General features: G+C 68.3%; 16 protein-coding genes. 8 read left to right on the forward strand and 8 right to left on the reverse strand.

All coding sequences use genetic code 11. The features are described 5' to 3' along the window. Positions 1–31: 31 nt before the first annotated feature. Together ABID97_RS03895 and ABID97_RS03900 are read left to right on the forward strand one after the other, a co-directional pair. Positions 32–703 carry a cysteine hydrolase family protein gene (locus tag ABID97_RS03895; protein ID WP_354401665.1) on the forward strand — a complete coding sequence of 224 codons (672 nt, stop codon included), beginning with the start codon at positions 32–34 and terminating at the stop codon, positions 701–703. Between the two features lie 20 nt (positions 704–723). Further along, positions 724–1,473 carry a GntR family transcriptional regulator gene (locus ABID97_RS03900; RefSeq protein WP_503012746.1) on the forward strand — a complete coding sequence of 250 codons (750 nt, stop codon included), beginning with the start codon at positions 724–726 and terminating at the stop codon, positions 1,471–1,473. A 6-nt stretch (positions 1,474–1,479) separates the two neighbouring features. Here the strand turns inward: ABID97_RS03900 and ABID97_RS03905 are convergent, their stop codons facing one another. Further along, positions 1,480–2,283 carry an exodeoxyribonuclease III gene (locus tag ABID97_RS03905; RefSeq protein WP_354397245.1) on the reverse strand — a complete coding sequence of 268 codons (804 nt, stop codon included), beginning with the start codon at positions 2,281–2,283 and terminating at the stop codon, positions 1,480–1,482. 12 nt (positions 2,284–2,295) lie between these two features. On the opposite strand from ABID97_RS03905, the gene pyrE reads away from it, so the two are divergent. Together pyrE and ABID97_RS03915 are read left to right on the forward strand one after the other, a co-directional pair. Continuing rightward, entirely contained in the window at positions 2,296–2,979 is a 684-nt protein-coding gene (pyrE, locus tag ABID97_RS03910; protein ID WP_354397246.1) for an orotate phosphoribosyltransferase, read from the forward strand. Between the two features lie 78 nt (positions 2,980–3,057). Then, positions 3,058–3,681, forward strand: coding sequence for a DUF4124 domain-containing protein (locus ABID97_RS03915; protein WP_503012802.1), 624 nt, complete (start codon positions 3,058–3,060; stop codon positions 3,679–3,681). Between the two features lie 109 nt (positions 3,682–3,790). On the opposite strand, the gene gatB is transcribed toward ABID97_RS03915, so the two are convergent. Genes gatB through gatC form a run of 3 tightly spaced genes read right to left on the reverse strand, consistent with a single transcriptional unit; the run spans position 3,791 to position 7,066 of the window. After that, positions 3,791–5,281 (reverse strand): Asp-tRNA(Asn)/Glu-tRNA(Gln) amidotransferase subunit GatB, encoded by a 1,491-nt coding sequence (gene gatB / locus ABID97_RS03920; RefSeq protein ID WP_354397248.1) that lies wholly within the window; start codon positions 5,279–5,281, stop codon positions 3,791–3,793. 1 nt (position 5,282) lies between these two features. Continuing rightward, positions 5,283–6,770 (reverse strand): Asp-tRNA(Asn)/Glu-tRNA(Gln) amidotransferase subunit GatA, encoded by a 1,488-nt coding sequence (gatA, locus tag ABID97_RS03925; protein WP_354397249.1) that lies wholly within the window; start codon positions 6,768–6,770, stop codon positions 5,283–5,285. Beyond that, positions 6,767–7,066, reverse strand: coding sequence for an Asp-tRNA(Asn)/Glu-tRNA(Gln) amidotransferase subunit GatC (gatC, locus tag ABID97_RS03930; RefSeq protein WP_354397250.1), 300 nt, complete (start codon positions 7,064–7,066; stop codon positions 6,767–6,769). The genes gatA and gatC overlap by 4 nt, the downstream gene beginning before the upstream one ends. Positions 7,067–7,280: 214 nt before the next feature. On the opposite strand from gatC, the gene ABID97_RS03935 reads away from it, so the two are divergent. The 4 genes from ABID97_RS03935 to mrdA all read left to right on the forward strand — a co-directional run bounded on the left by ABID97_RS03935 (position 7,281) and on the right by mrdA (position 11,922). Beyond that, the gene (locus ABID97_RS03935) at positions 7,281–8,324 is read left to right on the forward strand and encodes a rod shape-determining protein (RefSeq protein ID WP_007833435.1); all 1,044 of its coding nucleotides are present in this window, start codon (positions 7,281–7,283) and stop codon (positions 8,322–8,324) included. An 84-nt stretch (positions 8,325–8,408) separates the two neighbouring features. Then, complete coding sequence (gene mreC, locus ABID97_RS03940) at positions 8,409–9,371, forward strand: rod shape-determining protein MreC (RefSeq protein WP_354397251.1); 963 nt, start codon at positions 8,409–8,411, stop codon at positions 9,369–9,371. Further along, positions 9,368–9,889: a rod shape-determining protein MreD gene (gene mreD, locus ABID97_RS03945; protein WP_354397252.1), complete on the forward strand. Its 522-nt coding sequence runs from the start codon at positions 9,368–9,370 to the stop codon at positions 9,887–9,889. Before mreC ends, mreD begins: the two co-directional genes overlap by 4 nt. A 65-nt stretch (positions 9,890–9,954) precedes the next feature. Further along, the gene (mrdA, locus tag ABID97_RS03950) at positions 9,955–11,922 is read left to right on the forward strand and encodes a penicillin-binding protein 2 (protein WP_354397253.1); all 1,968 of its coding nucleotides are present in this window, start codon (positions 9,955–9,957) and stop codon (positions 11,920–11,922) included. A gap of 133 nt (positions 11,923–12,055) precedes the next feature. Here the strand turns inward: mrdA and fahA are convergent, their stop codons facing one another. Genes fahA through ABID97_RS03970 form a run of 4 tightly spaced genes read right to left on the reverse strand, consistent with a single transcriptional unit; the run spans position 12,056 to position 16,549 of the window. Beyond that, positions 12,056–13,324 carry a fumarylacetoacetase gene (fahA, locus tag ABID97_RS03955; RefSeq protein WP_354397254.1) on the reverse strand — a complete coding sequence of 423 codons (1,269 nt, stop codon included), beginning with the start codon at positions 13,322–13,324 and terminating at the stop codon, positions 12,056–12,058. A 28-nt stretch (positions 13,325–13,352) separates the two neighbouring features. Further along, a complete protein-coding gene (gene hmgA, locus ABID97_RS03960) occupies positions 13,353–14,678 on the reverse strand; it encodes a homogentisate 1,2-dioxygenase (RefSeq protein ID WP_354397255.1) in 1,326 nt (441 codons plus the stop codon). A gap of 30 nt (positions 14,679–14,708) precedes the next feature. Then, positions 14,709–14,903 carry a DUF2783 domain-containing protein gene (locus ABID97_RS03965; RefSeq protein WP_354397256.1) on the reverse strand — a complete coding sequence of 65 codons (195 nt, stop codon included), beginning with the start codon at positions 14,901–14,903 and terminating at the stop codon, positions 14,709–14,711. 8 nt (positions 14,904–14,911) lie between these two features. Then, positions 14,912–16,549, reverse strand: a complete 1,638-nt coding sequence (locus tag ABID97_RS03970; RefSeq protein WP_354397257.1) for an FAD-dependent oxidoreductase — start codon at positions 16,547–16,549, stop codon at positions 14,912–14,914. Between the last annotated feature and the right edge of the window lie 40 nt (positions 16,550–16,589).

Here is a 16,589-nt window from a genome sequence, read left to right on the forward strand (position 1 = left end):
GGCACATTCCGTCGAACCAGCGAGCAACACCATGCGCATCGAGGAAGCCCTCCCTTTCCCCTACGGGTTCGAGACCGGGAGCACCGCGCTCGTCCTCATCGACATGCAGCGCGACTTCATCGAGCCCGGCGGCTTCGGCGAAAGCCTGGGCAACGATGTGTCGTTGCTCGAAGCGATCGTCCCGGCCACCCAGGCGGCGCTAAAGGCCTGGCGGGAAGCCGGCGGGCTGGTGGTGCACACCCGCGAGGCGCACCGGCCCGACCTCTCCGATTGCCCGCCCGCCAAGCGCAACCGCGGCAACCCGGCACTGCGCATCGGCGACGACGGCCCCATGGGCCGCATCCTCGTGGCCGGCGAGCCCGGCAACCAGATCATCGAGGCCCTGGCGCCCGTGGGCGGCGAGATCGTCATCGACAAACCCGGCAAGGGCGCCTTCCATGCCACCGGCCTGCACGCGCTGCTGAAGGAGCGCGGCATCACGCACCTGCTGTTCGGCGGCGTGACCACCGAAGTGTGCGTGCAGACCTCGATGCGCGAAGCCAACGACCGCGGCTACGACTGCCTGCTGCTCGAGGACTGCACCGAGAGCTACTTTCCCGCGTTCAAGGCCGCCACGCTCGACATGGTCCGCGCCCAGGGCGGCATCGTCGGATGGACCGCGCCGAGCACCGCGCTCCTGGCGGCGCTGCGCCGCGGGCTGTGACAGCGACTACCATTCCACACGTGCCTACCGCCCGTTCCCGCCCCGCGCCACCCGCTTCCGACGTTCCTGCCGCCGACGCAGCCATTTTTCGTACCCGCGCCGACGAGGTCTACGCGCAGCTCAAGCGCGACGTGGCCGATTTCATCCTCGTGCCCGGCGACCGCTTCACCGAAAGCGAGATCAGCGAGCGGCTCGGCGTCTCGCGCACGCCCGTGCGGCAGGCGCTGTTCCGGCTCCAGCAGGAGGGTTTCGTCGAGGTGCTGTTTCGCAGCGGCTGGCGCGTGCTGCCGTTCGACTTCGACCAGTTCGAGCAGCTCTACGACCTGCGCATGGTGCTGGAGACCACCGCCGCGCACCGGCTCTGCGAGGCCGACCGCCGCGTCGACCGCAGCCTGCTCGACACGCTGGCCGACATCTGGCTCGTGCCCGTGGCCCAGCGCAGCGACGACACCGCGCAGGTGGCGCAATGGGACGAGGCTTTTCACTGCTCGCTGGTGGCCGCCGCGGGCAATGCCGAGATCGCGCGCGTGCACGGCGACGTGACCGAGCGCATCCGCATCATCCGCCGGCTCGACTTCACCCAGCAGCCGCGCATCGACGCCACCTACGACGAGCACGCCAAGATCCTCAAGGCCATCCGCGCCAACAGGGGCGACCAGGCCGCGATGCTGCTGCGCGCGCACATCGAGACCAGCCAGGCCGAGGTGCGCAAGATCACGCTGCACCAGGTGCACCTGGCGCGGCACGCCGGCAAGGCCGCGCCGCGCTGACCAAGGTCAGAGCGTGAAGTCGTACTCGACCGTGATCGGCGCGTGGTCGCTGAACTTCACGGTCTTGTAGATCTGCTCGCTGCGCGCCAGGGCGCCGAGCGCCGGCGTCGCCAGGTGGTAGTCGAGCCGCCATCCCACGTTGTTGGCGTAGGCCTGGCCGCGGTTGCTCCACCAGGTGTAGGCCTCGCCCGTGGTCTCGGGCTTGAGCATGCGGTACACGTCGACCAGGCCCGCACCCTCGGTGCCGGCGTCGAGCAGCCGCGTCATCCAGGCGCGCTCCTCGGGCAGGAAGCCGCTGTTCTTCTGGTTGCCGCGCCAGTTCTTGAGGTCGATTTCCTTGTGCGCGATGTTGATGTCGCCGCAGAGGACGAATTCGCGCTCCTTCTTCAGCGCGACCAAGTGCGGAAAAAATCCCTTCAGGAAACGAAATTTGGCTTGCTGCCGCTCCTCGCCCGAGCTGCCGCTCGGAAAATAGCAGCTGATCATCGACAGCTTGCGCGCGGGCGTGTCGAAGCGCAGTTCGAGGTAGCGGCCCTCGGCGTCGAACTCCTTGTCGCCCCAGCCCACCATAACGTCGCTGGGCGCGTGCCGGGTGTAGATCGCGGTGCCGGCGTAGCCTTTTTTCTCGGCGAAGTGAAAGTAGCCCTTGAGGCCCGCCATTTCCTCGAAGCGGCCTTCGACGTCGCTCGCCTGGACCCGGATCTCCTGCATGCAAATACAATCCGGCGCAAGTTCGGCCACCCAGTCCGCCACCCCTTTCGTGGCGGCCGAACGCAGGCCATTGAGATTGAGGCTGGTCAGTTTGAACACAAGGAAATTCCGATGGCTGTAGATGGTGTGGAAAGCAGTGCGGTGGCGCAGGACTTCGTCCAGTTCGCGCTCGACGCGGGCGTGCTGCGCTTCGGTGAGTTCAAGACCAAGGCCGGCCGCCTGAGCCCCTACTTCTTCAATTCGGGCCTCTTCGACGACGGCGCCAAGATCGCGCGGCTCGCGGGATTCTATGCAGACCGGCTGATCGAGAGCGGCGTCGAGTTCGACATGATCTTCGGTCCTGCATACAAAGGCATACCGCTGGGTGCCACGGTGGCCGCCGAACTCGCGCGGCGCGGCCGCAACTATCCCTTTGCCTACAACCGCAAGGAAGCCAAGGCGCACGGCGAGGGCGGCAACCTGGTCGGCGCGCCGCTCAAGGGCCGCGTGCTGATCGTCGACGACGTGATGTCGGCCGGCACCGCGGTGCGCGAATCCATCGCCGCCATCGAGGCCGCGGGCGCCACGCCGCATGCCGTGGCCATTGCGCTCGACCGGCAGGAAAAAGCCACAGAGAACGGCGCCGACGTGGACCACAGCGCCGTGCAGTACGTGCGCAACCAGCTGGGGCTGGCGGTCGTGGCCATCGCCACGCTCGACGACCTCCTCAACTACCTGTCGGGCGATGCGGCCACCGGACTGGGTGCGCACCGCGAGCGCGTGCTGGCCTACCGCGCGCGCTACGGCGCCCGCTGAGGACACCCGATGCCCGTGCGCAAGCTCGAGAACCAGACCGTGCGGCCACTCGCCGCCGCGGCGCTGCTGCTGACGACGATGGCGGTGCTGTTGCTGCTGCCCGCCGAAGTGCCGGCGCAGCCCGCCGCACAGGCACCTGCGAGCATCTACACCTGCACCGACGCCCGGGGACGCACGCTCACGGCCGACCGCCCGATTGCCGAATGCACCGACCGCGAACAGCGTGAACTGAACCCGAGCGGCACCACGCGCCGCCGCGTCGAGCCGACCTACACGGCCCGCGAACTGGCCGAGCGCGAGGACCGCGCACGCGAGGCGGCGCTGCAGGCCGCGCGGGTGCTCGACGAGCGCCGGCGCGAGCGTGCATTGCTGGTGCGCTATCCCAACGCCACGGTGCATGACCGCGAGCGTGCCGAGGCGCTGGTGCAGATCGATGCGGTGATCCAGGCGGCGCGCAAGCGCCTGGAGGAACTCGCCGAAGACCGCAAGCGGATCGACGAGGAACTCGAGTTCTACAAGCACGACGTCAGCAAGGCGCCGGGGGCGGTGCGCCGCAAGCTCGAGGACAACATGCAGAGCGTGGCGGTGCAGAACCGCTTCATCGGCGAGCAGGAAGACGAGAAGAAGCGCGTGAATGCGCGCTTCGACGAAGAGCGTGCGCGCCTCCGGCAGCTCTGGTTGCCGCACAACGGCGGAAGATAGGCTCGCCCCCAGTCTTCGCGCACTTCGTGTCGCTTCGCCAACCCCCTACCGGGGGCGATACCAGCGGCCCGGCAAAGCCGGTTCCGCGGTATCCCGCGAATAACTCGGGTCAGGCCAGTTTGGTCTTGAGCAGTTCGGTGACTTGCGCGGGGTTGGCCTTGCCGCCGCTGGCCTTCATGACCTGGCCCACGAGCGCGTTGAGGGCCTTTTCCTTGCCGGCGCGGTATTCGTCGACGTTCTTCTGGTTCCTGGCGATGACCTCGTCCAGGATCTTGTCGAGCGCGCCGGTGTCGCTCATGGGCTTCAGGTCCTTGGCCTCGATGATGGCGTCCACGTCGCTGCCTTCGCCGGTCCAGAGAGCGTCGAACACCTGGCGCGCGGCGTTGTTGGGCAGCGTGCCCTCTGCAATGCGCTTCACCAGCTGGGCCAGTTGCTGCGGCGCAACCGGCGCGGCCTCAATGCCGATTTCCTGAGCGTTCAGGCGGCGCGCCATCTCGCCGGTGATCCAGTTGCTCGCGAGCTTGGGTGTGGCGCCGGCCTTCACCGCGTCGTCGAAGTAGCGCGCGAGCGCGGGGCCTTGCGTGAGCTGCGCGGCGTCGTATTCGGACATGCCGTGGTCGCGCACATAGCGCTCGGCCATCGCGCGTGGCAGCTCGGGCATGGTGGAGCGCACGCGCTCGATCCATTCGGGCTCGATGGCGAGCGGCGGCAGGTCGGGATCGGGAAAGTAACGGTAGTCGGCCGCGTCTTCCTTGGTGCGCATCGTGCGCGTCTCGCCGGTGTCGGGGTCGAACAGCACGGTGGCCTGCTCGATCTTGCGGCCGTCTTCGAGCTCGTTGATCTGCGAGTTGATCTCGTAGTCGATGGCCTGCTGCATGAACTTGAAGCTGTTCAGGTTCTTGATCTCGCGCCGTGTGCCGAGCTTGTCGCCGGGCTTGCGCACCGACACGTTGGCGTCGCAGCGGAAACTGCCTTCCTGCATGTTGCCGTCGCAGATGCCGATCCAGGTGACGATCTTGTGCAGCTCGCGCGCATAGGCCACGGCCTCGGCGGTGGAGCGCATGTCGGGCTCGGTGACGATCTCCAGGAGCGGCGTGCCGGCGCGGTTCAGGTCGATGCCGCTCTGGCCGATGAAGTCTTCGTGCAGCGACTTGCCCGCGTCTTCCTCGAGGTGGGCGCGCACCAGGCGCACGGTCTTCTTTTCTTCACCGAGGAAGAACGAGACCGAGCCGCCCTGCACGACCGGGATCTCGTACTGGCTGATCTGGTAGCCCTTGGGCAGGTCGGGGTAGAAATAATTCTTGCGCGCGAACACGCTGCGCGGCGCAATGTGCGAGCCCAGCGCCAGGCCCAGCTTGATGGCGCGCTCGACGGCGCCCTTGTTCATCACCGGCAGCGTGCCGGGCAGCGCGAGGTCCACCGCGCTGGCTTGCGTGTTGGGCTCGGCACCGAAAGCCGTGGAGGCGCGGCTGAAGATCTTGCTCGCGGTCGACAGCTGCGCGTGCGTCTCGAAGCCGATGATGACCTCATAGCCGCGCACCAGCGGGCCGGTCGGGCGGCCTTGTTGCTGTGCTTCGAAAGTATTCACGGGTTCGCTCATCTCAAAAGCCCTCCGGCGTGAGGGTGTGCCAGTCGGTGGCTTGCTGGAAGCGGTGCGCCGCGTTCAGCAGCTTCGCTTCGCCGAAGTAGTTGCCGATCAGCTGCAGGCCCACCGGCATGCCGCTGTCGAAGCCCGCGGGCACGCTCATGCCGGGCAGGCCGGCCAGCGAGGCGGGCAGCGTGAAGATGTCGGCCAGGTAGTCGGCCACCGGGTCGCCGCCGTGCTCGCCGATCTTCCATGCGGTGGTCGGCGCGGCCGGGCCGGCAATTACGTCGCATTGGGCGAAGGCCTGCTGGAAATCGTCGGCGATCATGCGGCGCACCTTCTGCGCCTGCAGGTAGTACGCGTCGTAGTAGCCATGCGAGAGCACGTAGGTGCCGATCATGATGCGGCGCTTCACCTCGTCGCCGAAGCCTTCGGCGCGCGTGCGCTCGTACATCTCGGCCAGGTCCTTGTACTGCTTCGCGCGGTGGCCGAACTTGACGCCGTCGAAGCGGCTCAGGTTGCTCGAGGCTTCGGCCGCGGCGAGGATGTAGTACACGGGAATCGACAGCTCGGTGCGCGGCAGCGAAACCTCCACGCGCCTGGCGCCGAGCTTCTCGCAGGCGCCCAGCGCCGCATCGATGGCCGCGCGCACGCCGGGCGCCACGCCTTCGCCGAAGAACTCCTTCGGCACGCCGATGCGCAGGCCTTCGAGCGAGTCGTTCAGCGAGCGGCTGAAGTTCTCCGCGGGCTTGTCCAGCGACGTGGAGTCGCGGTCCAGGTCGGGGCCGCAGAAGGCCGACAGCAGCAGCGCGCAGTCCTCGGCCGAACGCGCCATCGGGCCGGCCTGGTCGAGGCTCGATGCAAAGGCCACCATGCCGTAGCGCGAGGCGCGGCCGTAGGTCGGCTTGATGCCTGTGACGCCGCAGAACGAGGCCGGCTGGCGGATCGAGCCGCCGGTGTCGGTGCCGGTGGCCGCCGGGGCGAGGCGTGCGGCGACGGCCGCCGCGCTCGCGCCCGAGGAGCCGCCGGGAATGCGTTCGCGGTTCCACGGGTTCTGCACCGGCACGGGCTTGTCGTGGCCCACCGCGGGGACGGCGACGTTCTCGTTGGCCGAACCCATGGCGAACTCGTCGCAGCTCAGCTTGCCGAGCGTGACCGCACCGGCCTCGGCCAGCCGGCGCACCACGGTGGCGTCGAACGGCGAGCGGTAGCCCGCGAGCATCTTCGAGCCCGCGGTGGTGGCGAAACCGGTGGTGACGAAGATGTCCTTGTGCGCGATCGGCACGCCGGCCAGCGCGGGCGCATTGCGCTTGGCGATCTGCGCATCGGCTGCACGGGCCTGGGCCAGCGTGACTTCCTCGTTCACGTCTACGAAAGTACCCAATGATTCGTGCGCCTTCATGCGGCCGAGGAAAACCTGCGCGGTCTCGACGGCGGAAACCTTGCGCTCGGCCAAGGCCTTGGCGAGGGCGACCACGCCCATCTGATGCAGCTCGCCGCTCATTCGATCACCTTCGGTACGAGGAACAGGCCGGCTTCGACGGCCGGGGCGCTCTTCTGGTTGGCTTCGCGGTTGTTGGCCTCGCTCACCACGTCGTCGCGCAGGCGCAGCGTTACGTCCTGGACGGCCGCCACGGGGTGGGCCAGCGGCTCGACGCCGGCGGTGTCGACCGAGCGCATGCGCTCGACCAGGTCGAAGAAGCCGTTGATCTGGCTGAGCATGCGCTCGCTCTCGTCGGGGGCAAGCTGCAGCCGGGCCAGCGAGGCAATGCGTGCAATATCTGAAGCGGAAAGGGACATGGGTGAAACCGGCCAAAAAAACCGGAGGTAATGCACGCCGGAAGGGGTGCCGACACGGGATTCCAGAGGGGATTCGGGTATTATCCCGCCTTTGCCGCAACCCCCGCGAACGCGCCGGCTTTTGCGCCAAAAACGATCAATTCACCCCGTCACACGACCAAAAACAGAGCGACGATCTGCCGGTGCGCAGGCCGTGCTCCAGAGGATTCCGCACATGTTTGGAGCTTTCCGTCGGTACTTTTCCACCGACCTTGCGATCGACCTCGGCACCGCCAACACACTGATATTCGCCCGCAACAAGGGCATCGTGCTGGACGAGCCCTCGGTGGTCGCCATCCGCCACGAAGGCGGCCCCCACGGCAAGAAGGTGATCCAGGCCGTCGGCCGCGAGGCGAAGGCCATGCTGGGCAAGGTGCCCGGCAACATCGAGGCCATCCGGCCGATGAAGGACGGCGTGATTGCCGACTTCGTCATCACCGAGCAGATGATCAAGCAGTTCATCAAGATGGTGCACCCGCGCACGCTGCTCACGCCGAGCCCGCGCATCATCATCTGCGTGCCCTGCGGCTCGACCCAGGTCGAGCGCCGCGCCATCAAGGACGCGGCCGAAGCCGCCGGTGCCACCTCCGTCTACCTCATCGAGGAACCCATGGCCGCGGCCATCGGCGCGGGCCTGCCGGTGAGCGAGGCGTCGGGCTCGATGGTGGTCGACATCGGCGGCGGCACCACCGAGGTGGGCGTCATCAGCCTGGGCGGCATGGTCTACAAGGGCTCGGTGCGCGTCGGCGGCGACCGCTTCGACGAGGCCATCATCAACTACATCCGCCGCAATTACGGCATGCTGATCGGCGAGCCCACGGCCGAGGTCATCAAGAAGAACATCGGCTCGGCCTTCCCGGGCTCCGAGGTCAAGGAGATGGAAGTCAAGGGCCGCAACCTGTCCGAGGGCGTGCCGCGCAGCTTCACCATCAGCAGCAACGAAGTGCTCGAAGCCCTGACCGATCCGCTCAACAACATCGTCTCGGCCGTGAAGAACGCGCTGGAGCAGACGCCGCCCGAACTCGGCGCCGACATCGCGGAGCGCGGCATGATGCTGACCGGCGGCGGCGCGCTGCTGCGCGACCTCGACCGCCTGCTGGCCGAGGAAACCGGCCTGCCGGTGCTGGTGGCCGAAGATCCGCTGACCTGCGTGGTGCGCGGCTGCGGCATCGCCCTCGAGCGCATGGACCGCTTGGGAAGCATCTTCACGAGCGAGTGAATGCGCTACTGCCATCATCGGCCGGCCCTGCTTGCGCAGGCCGGCCTTTTTGCCATCTGACGTTGCACGGCCAGGCCTGAAACCATGCCCTTGGGCACGCTCGATCGCACAGCCCCGCCCCTGTTCAACCAGGGGCAGTCGGCACTCAGCAAGCTGATCTTCTTCGGCGCGCTGGCGCTGTTCCTGATGGTGGCCGATGCGCGCTTCCATCTGGTGCAGCCCCTGCGCGCGGCCGTGGGCGCGGTGCTCTACCCGGTGCAGTGGCTGGCGCTCAAGCCGGTGCAGCTGGCGCTCGGCGGCGGCCGCTATCTCGAAGACCTGCAGACCGCGCAGCGCAACGAGGACGAGGCCCGCAAGGCGCTGATGCTGCAGGCCGAACGCGCGAGCCAGGCCGACACGCTGGCGCAGGACAACGCGCGGCTGCGCGCGCTGCTCGAACTGCGCCAGACGACGCAGGCGCCGGGCCGCGCGGCCGAGGTGCTCTATGACGCGGCCGACCCGTACACGCGCAAGATCGTCATCGACCAGGGGCTCACCCAGGGCGTGGCGCCCGGCTCGCCGGTGATCGATGCGCACGGCGTGCTCGGCCAGGTGACGCAGGTGCTGCCCTTCACGAGCGAAATCACGCTGGTGATCGACCGCGACCTTTCCATTCCCGTGCAGAACACCCGCACCGGCGTGCGCAGCGTGGCCTTCGGCGATGCGTCGGCGCACGGCGGCGGGCTCGAACTGCGCTTCATGGCCGCCAATGCCGACCTGCAGGAGGGCGACCTGCTCTCCACCAGCGGCGTCGACGGCGTCTATCCGCCGGGCCTGCCGGTGGCAAAGATCGAGCGCATCGAGCGGCGTGCCGACTCGGCCTTCGCGCGCATCTACTGCGTGCCGCTGGCCCGCGTGACGGCCGCGCGCTACGTGCTGGTGCTGGCACCCACGGGCGCGCCCTCGGCACCGCCCGCCGCGCCCGCCGCCGCGGTGCGCAAGAAGCCGGAGGCCAAGCCAGCGAAGGCCGACAAGGCCGACAAGAAACCCGCGGAGCGCGCCCGATGATCAAGCGTCCCGGACAACAGCAGCTCCTGCTGCCCGTGAGCCCGCTCTTCATGTGGGCGAGCCTCGTGGTGGCGCTGCTCATCAACATGATCCCGATCGGCCGCGCCGCATGGATGCCCGACCTGCTCGCGCTGGCCATCGTGTTCTGGGGCGTGCACCAGCCGATGCGGGTGGGCATCGGCGCGGCCTTCGTGTTCGGGCTGTGCATGGACGTGCACCAGTCGTCCATGCTGGGCCAGCATGCGCTGTCCTACACCACGCTGGGCTTCTTCGCGATCACGATCCACCGCCGCCTGCTGTGGTACCCGGTGGCGTCGCAGGCGCTGCAGGTGCTGCCGCTCTTCGCGGTGTCGCAGCTGGTCGAGGTCGTCACGCGGCTGGTGGGCGGCGGCGTGTTCCCGGGCTGGACGGTGTTGATCTCCCCGGCGATCGAAGCTGCGCTGTGGCCGCTGGCGACGGCGCTGCTGCTCGCACCGCAGCGCCGCACGCCGGAACCCGACGAGAACCGCCCCCTATAACGCCAAAGCACGCATTCGCCCCTGCATTTGCCATTGCACTTGCACGCGCCTAAGCTCACGCCGCCATGACCGAGATCCGCAACGTCGCCGCCGACCTCGCGCGCTTCAAGCGCCGCGTGATCGTGATCGGCATGGTGGTGCTCTTCGCATTCAGCCTGCTGGGCGCACGGCTGGTCTACCTGCAGGTGGTGCGGCACGAAGACCTGGCCGAGCAGGCCGAGAGCAACCGCACGGCCATCGTTCCGGTGGTGCCCAACCGCGGGTTGATCCTGGACCGCAACGGCATCGTGCTGGCTTCCAACTATTCGGCCTACACGCTGGAGATCACGCCCTCCAAGGTGGGCGACGTCGAAGAAACCATCGAGAGCCTGACGCAGGTGCTCGAGGTCTCGCCGCGCGACCGCCGCCGCTTCAAGCGCCTGCGCGAAGACTCGCGCAGCTTCGACTCCATTCCGATCCGCACCCGCCTGAGCGACGAGGAGGTGGCGCGCTTCGCGGCGCAGCGCTACCGATTCCCGGGCGTGGAGATCAAGGCGCGGCTGTTCCGCAACTACCCGCACGGCGAGATCGCCTCGCACGTGCTCGGCTACATCGGCCGCATCAACCAGCGCGAGAAGACCGCGATGGAAGACTGGGCCGAGGAAGACCAGGCCAACTACAAGGGCACCGACTACATCGGCAAACTGGGCATCGAGCAGAGCTACGAGAAGACGCTGCACGGCCAGACCGGCGTCGAGCAGATGGAAACCTCGGCCGGCGGCCGCGCGGTGCGCCGGCTCGCGAGCCATCCCGCCACGCCCGGCAACACCGTGATGCTGTCGATGGACATCAAGCTGCAGAAGCTGGTGGAAGACATGTTCGGCGACCGCCGCGGCGCGCTGGTGGCCATCGATCCCAAGACCGGCGAGGTGCTGGCCTTCGTGAGCAAGCCCACCTTCGATCCCAACCTGTTCGTCGAAGGCATCGACACCGAAAGCTGGAAGGAGCTCAGCGAGTCGCTCGACAAGCCGCTGCTCAACCGAGCGCTGCGCGGCACCTACCCGCCCGGCTCCACCTACAAGCCCTTCATGGCGCTGGCGGCGCTGCAAACCGGCAAGCGCGGCCCCAACGTGGTGGTGAACGACCCCGGGTACTTCAACTTCGCCGGCCACCGCTTCGGCAGCCCCGAGGGCAACATCGGCGGTGTCGACATGCGGCGCTCGATCCAGCTGTCGAGCAACATCTACTACTACTCGCTGGCCAACGAGATGGGCGTGGACCTGATCCACGACTTCATGAAGCCGATGGGCTTCGGCCAGATCACCGGCATCGACATGGGTGGCGAGGTGCGCGGCGTGCTGCCGAGCACCGAGTGGAAGCGCAACGCCTACAAGCGCCCCGAACAGAAGAAGTGGTATGCGGGCGAGACCATCTCGCTGGGCATCGGCCAGGGCTACAACGCGTTCACCATGTTGCAGCTCGCGCAGGCCACGGCCATCGTGGCCGACGGCGGAATGAAGCACAAGCCGCATCTGGTGCTGGCCACGCGCAACACGGTGACCGGCCAGGTGGCGCCGTTGCCGCAGCCGCCGGCCGAGAACCTCGGCTACACAGCGGCCAACGTCGCGGTGGTCCGGGAGGGCCTCACCAGCGTGGTCACCAGCGGTACGGCACGCAGCGTGTTCGCCGGCGCCGGCTACCAGGCCGCCGGCAAGACCGGCACCGCGCAGGCCGTGACGCAGGCACAGAACACCAAGTACAACGCGCGTGCCCTCGAAGAGCACCAGCGGGACCACGCGCTGTTCATGGCCTTCGCGCCGGCCAACGACCCGAAGATCGCGCTGGCCGTGATCGTCGAGAACGCCGGCTGGGGCGCCGGCGCCGCGGCACCCATCGCGCGCCGCGTGTTCGACTACTGGTTGATGAATCAGTACCCGAGCGAAGCCGACATGGCCGCCGTCAGGATCGGCAAGGCCGCCGCCCCGATGGGCAAGCCGCGCGTGGCCAGCGAAGTGGCGTGGCCGGCGGCTGCCACCGCTGCAACCGCACCCTGATTGTCTTGCTCCCTCTCCCTTTGGGAGAGGGTTGGGGTGAGGGCGCGCGGCAATCAAGAAGGCGCAATGTTGTGAGGCCCACAGCCCTCACCCTAGCCCTCTCCCAGAGGGAGAGGGGACAACGCGGGAACCCTCAGGCCACCGTGCCGCTGACTTCCCCCAACCCGATGCGCACCGCGCCCGCGCGCTCGCAATGGCCGCGCATGACCAGCGTGTCGCCGTCCTCGAGAAAGGTGCGCTTCTCGCCATTGGGCAAGGTGATCGGCTGCTTGCCGCCGAGCGTGAGTTCCATCAGCGAGCCGGCCTCGTCGGGCTTGGGGCCCGAGAGCGTGCCCGAGCCCAGCAGGTCGCCGGGCTGCAGGTTGCAGCCGTTCACCGTGTGGTGCGCGACCAGCTGCGCCGCGGTCCAGTAGGCGGCCTCGGTCGTGTTGCCGCGCGTGAGGCGCACGGGGGCTTCGCCCGCGGTGCGCATCCTGGCGGTCTGCAGCAGCACCTCGAGCGTGATGTCGAGCGCGCCGCCTTCGCGGTTGGACGGCGCATCGAGGTAGGGCAGCGGTTGCGGGTCGCCCGCGGGCCGCTCGAAGCGGGCGCGGAACGGCGCCAGCGCTTCCATCGTCACGATCCACGGCGAGAGCGTGCTCGCGAAGTTCTTCGCGAGGAACGGGCCGAGCGGCTGGTATTCCCAGGCTTGCAGGTCGCGCGCCGACCAGTCGTTGAGCAGGGTCACGCCGAACAGATGCGCTTCGGCGTCGCCGATCGCGATCGGCTCGCCGAGCGCGTTGCCGCGGCCGACAAGAAAGCCCAGCTCCAGTTCGTAGTCGAGCCGCTTCGACGGACCGAAGCTCGGCTCGGCCGCGTCCGGGGCCCGGGTCTGTCCCTGCGGGCGCTTGAACACCTGGCCGCTCACGCCGATCGACGAGGCGCGGCCGTGGTAGCCGATGGGCACCCACTTGTAGTTGGGCATCAGCGGCTGGTCGGGACGAAACAGCTTGCCAATGGTGGTCGCGTGATGGATGCCGGTGTAGAAGTCGGTGTAGTCGCCGATGCGGCAGGGCACGGTCATCTCGGCCTTGGCCTGCGCAAGCAGCGCCTTCGACCATGCGGCCTCCTTGCCGCTGCCTTGGGCAAGGCCTGCGGAGAGTGCGGCGCGCAAGGCCTGGCGGTCCTTCGCGCTCGCGCTCATCAGCGCATTCATGTCGTCGGTGTCGGCCAGGCCGCAAGCCCGAAGGTCCAGCACCTGGTCGCCGATGGCCACGCCGATGCGGAAGTCCTCCTGCGTGCCCGCGGTGCGGAAGCGGCCGAAGGGCAGGTTTTGGATCGGGAAGTCGCAGCCGGCCTCGTTGGCCGAAGCGACCCAGCTGCGTAGCTTCGGGTCGTGGGTGGCGTTCAATGCAGTGGTCATGAATGTCTTTCTGTAGGTGTCCGTCGGGTCACGGCTTGAACTGGTCCTGGAGCCCGGCCCAGCAGTCCGCGTAGCCGGTGTCCAGCGCGGGGCTCTGGAGCGCGAAGTTCGTTGGAATGAAGCGGAAGCGGCTCTCGAACATGAAGGCCAGCGTGTTGTCCAGCTTGTGCGGCTTCAGGTCGGAATGCGCGGCCTTGTCGAAGGCTTCCTCGTCGGGCCCGTGCGGCACCATGCAGTTGTGCAGGCTGGCGCCACCGGGCTTGAAGCCGCCCGGCTTGGCGTCGTACTCGCCCAGCACCAGGCCCATGAATTCGCTCATGAGGTTGCGATGGAACCAGGGCGGACGGAAGGTGTTCTCCATCACCATCCAGCGCGGCGGGAAGATCACGAAGTCGCAGTTGGCGGTGCCGGGCGTGTCGGTGGGCGAGGTCAGCACGGTGAAGATCGATGGATCGGGATGGTCGAAGCTGATCGAACCGATGACCATGAAATTGGCCGTGTCGTACTTCACCGGCGCCAGGTTGCCGTGCCATGCGACCACGTTGAATGGCGACTGCTTCGCGGGCGCCTTCCAGAAGCGGCCGCCGAACTTCTTGACGAGTTCATAGTCGCCGCCGCCGTCCTCGAATGCTGCCACGGGCGCCTGGAAGTCGCGCGCGTTGGCCAGGCCGTTGGAGCCGATGGGCCCGAGTTCGGGCAGGCGGAAATGCGCCCCGTAGTTCTCGCAGACATAGCCGCGGGAAGGCCCCGCGCCAGCGTCCGAATCCGGCAGCGCCACCTTGAACGCCATGCCGCGCGGCAGCAGCGCGATCTCGCCGGGTTTCACGTCGAGCACGCCGAGTTCGGTCGTGATCACGAGGCGGCCCTGCTGCGGCACGACGAGCATCTCGCCGTCGGCGTTGACGAAGGCGCGGCGCTCCATCGAGCGGCCCGCCAGGTACATGAGCGAGCCGATGCCCACCTGCGCCTCGGCGTCGCCGTTGGCCGCGATCGTGTGCATGCCATCGATGAAGTCGGCCTCGGCCGCGCCGTCGAGCGGCAGCGGGTGCCAGCGCAGCGGCTCGGGCGGCAGCGCGATCTCGCGGTCGGCGCCGGTGGTCCAGCGCGCCTGCGCGTAGGGCTGGTAGCGGCCCGACACCACCGAGGGCTGGCGCCGGTAGAGCCAGGTGCGGCGGTTCTCCCGCCGCGGCGCGGTGAACGCCGTGCCCGAGAGCAACTCGGTGTACAGGTCGAACGGCGCGCGCTGCGGGTTGTTGCGGCCCTGGGGCAGGGCGCCCGCGACGGCCTCGCTGGCGTACTCGTTGCCGAAGCCGCTCTGGTAGAGGCGCTCGGCGCCGGAAGTCGAGGGGTTCATGGTGTCCTCATGCAATGGCTGTGAATGGTCCTACTTCGCCGCTTCCAGCGCTTCGCGCAGCACGGCCAGCGAGCCGATGTGGTTGGCCAGCACCAGCACGAGGCGCGCGTTGTAGGCGTTGCTCTCCTCGGTGGAAAGGCCCTGGTGCGCCTCGATCAGCGCTTCGTAGAAATCGTCGGGCGCCTCGAGGTTCGGCGCGGTGTTCAGGTGTTGCTGCTGTGGCATGGTGATGCTCAGGCCTTTGCCAGTGCGTGGTCGATGGCGGCGCGGATGTTCGCGGCCGTGGGGTGCCGCCAGCGCGCGCACACGTGCTGGTCGGGACGCAGCAGGTACACGGTGCCGGGCTGCGCGTCGTAGCGCTGCGTGGCGAGTTCGCCATCGGCGCCCGTGCCCTGCACGCGCACGACGTGCAGCGGAAAGTCGCAGGCGCGCAAGACTTGCACGCTGCGCTCGGCCGCCTCTCCGGTGCCGAACACCAGCGCGGTGAAATGCACCGCATGGCAGTCGCGCAGCAGCCAGCCGGTGCTGCCGTCGGCGCGCGCGAGCGGCGCATCGGCCGCCGCGGCGCCCGGCACCATCGCCCCCGCGAATGCATCGGCATCGGGCGTGTTGAGCGGCGAGTCGTGCAGCACCGCGGGGATCGAGAGCCGGCCGCTGTTCACCAGCGTGCGCGCAAAGGCATGGCGCTTGGTGAGCTCCAGTACCGCGTCGCGGAACAGGCGGCTCACTTCGCTCTTGGGCGTGATGAAGTCGGTGGCACGGGTCGAATTGCGGATGTTCTCGTCGGCGGCGTATTCGCGTTCGCTCGCGTAGCTGTCGAGCAGCGTATCGGGTGCGTCGCCCTGGAGCACGGCGGCGAGCTTCCATGCGAGGTTGTCGGCGTCCTGCACGCCCGAGTTGGCACCGCGCGCGCCGAAGGGCGAAACGCCATGCGCCGAGTCGCCCGCGAACAGCACGCGGCCATGGCGGAACTGCGCCATGCGCTGGCACGCAAAGGTGTAGACGCTGGCCCAGCCGATCTGGAACTGCACGCCCTCGAAGCCGATGCTGTCGAGCAGCGCACGCACGCGCGGCGTGATGTTCTCGGGCTTGCGTTCTTCCACCGGGTCGGCGTCCCAGCCGAGCTGGAAGTCGACGCGCCACATGCCATCGGCCTGCTTGTGCAGCAGCACGCTCTGGCCGGGATGGAACGGCGGGTCGAACCAGAAGCGGCGCTCGGTCGGCAAATCCGCATCCATCGTGATGTCGGCGATCAGGAAGCGGTCGCGGAACACGCGGCCCTTGGCTTCGAGGCCCATCAGCTGCCGCAGGTTGGAGCGCGAGCCGTCGCAGGCGCCCACGTAGTCGGCAGCCAGCTGGTAGCTGCCCTCGGGCGTCTCGATGGTGAGCACCGCCGCGTCATCGTTGTTCGCGATGCCGGTGACCTTGTTGTTCCAGCGCAAGTCGATCAGCGGCAGGGCCGCGGCGCGTTCGACGAGGTAGCCCTCGACGTAGTACTGCTGCAGGTTGATGAAGGCCGGGCGCTCGTGCCCGGGCTCGGGCAGCAGGTCGAAGCGGTAGACCTGTTCGTCGTGGAAGAACACCTTGCCCACGTGCCAAGACACGCCCTTGTCGACCATGCGGTCGCCGCAGCCCAGGCGGTCGAACACCTCGAGCGTGCGCTTGGCGAAGCAGATCGCGCGCGAGCCGCTCGAAAGCGTGTTGTCGTTGTCCAGCAGCACCACGCGGATGCCGCGCAGCGCAAGGTCGATGGCGAGCGTGAGCCCGACGGGGCCGGCGCCGACGATCACCACCGGGTGGCGCGCAGGCGTGGCCGCATCCTGGTCGGCGTGGCGCTTGTAGTCGAAGCGCAGGCTTTGGTAGTCGATCACGTGTTGTCTCCGTGTCTTGTCTTGCCTCTCCCCCGGGAGA

This window comes from Variovorax sp. OAS795, assembly GCF_040546685.1.
Taxonomy (GTDB): domain Bacteria; phylum Pseudomonadota; class Gammaproteobacteria; order Burkholderiales; family Burkholderiaceae_C; genus Variovorax.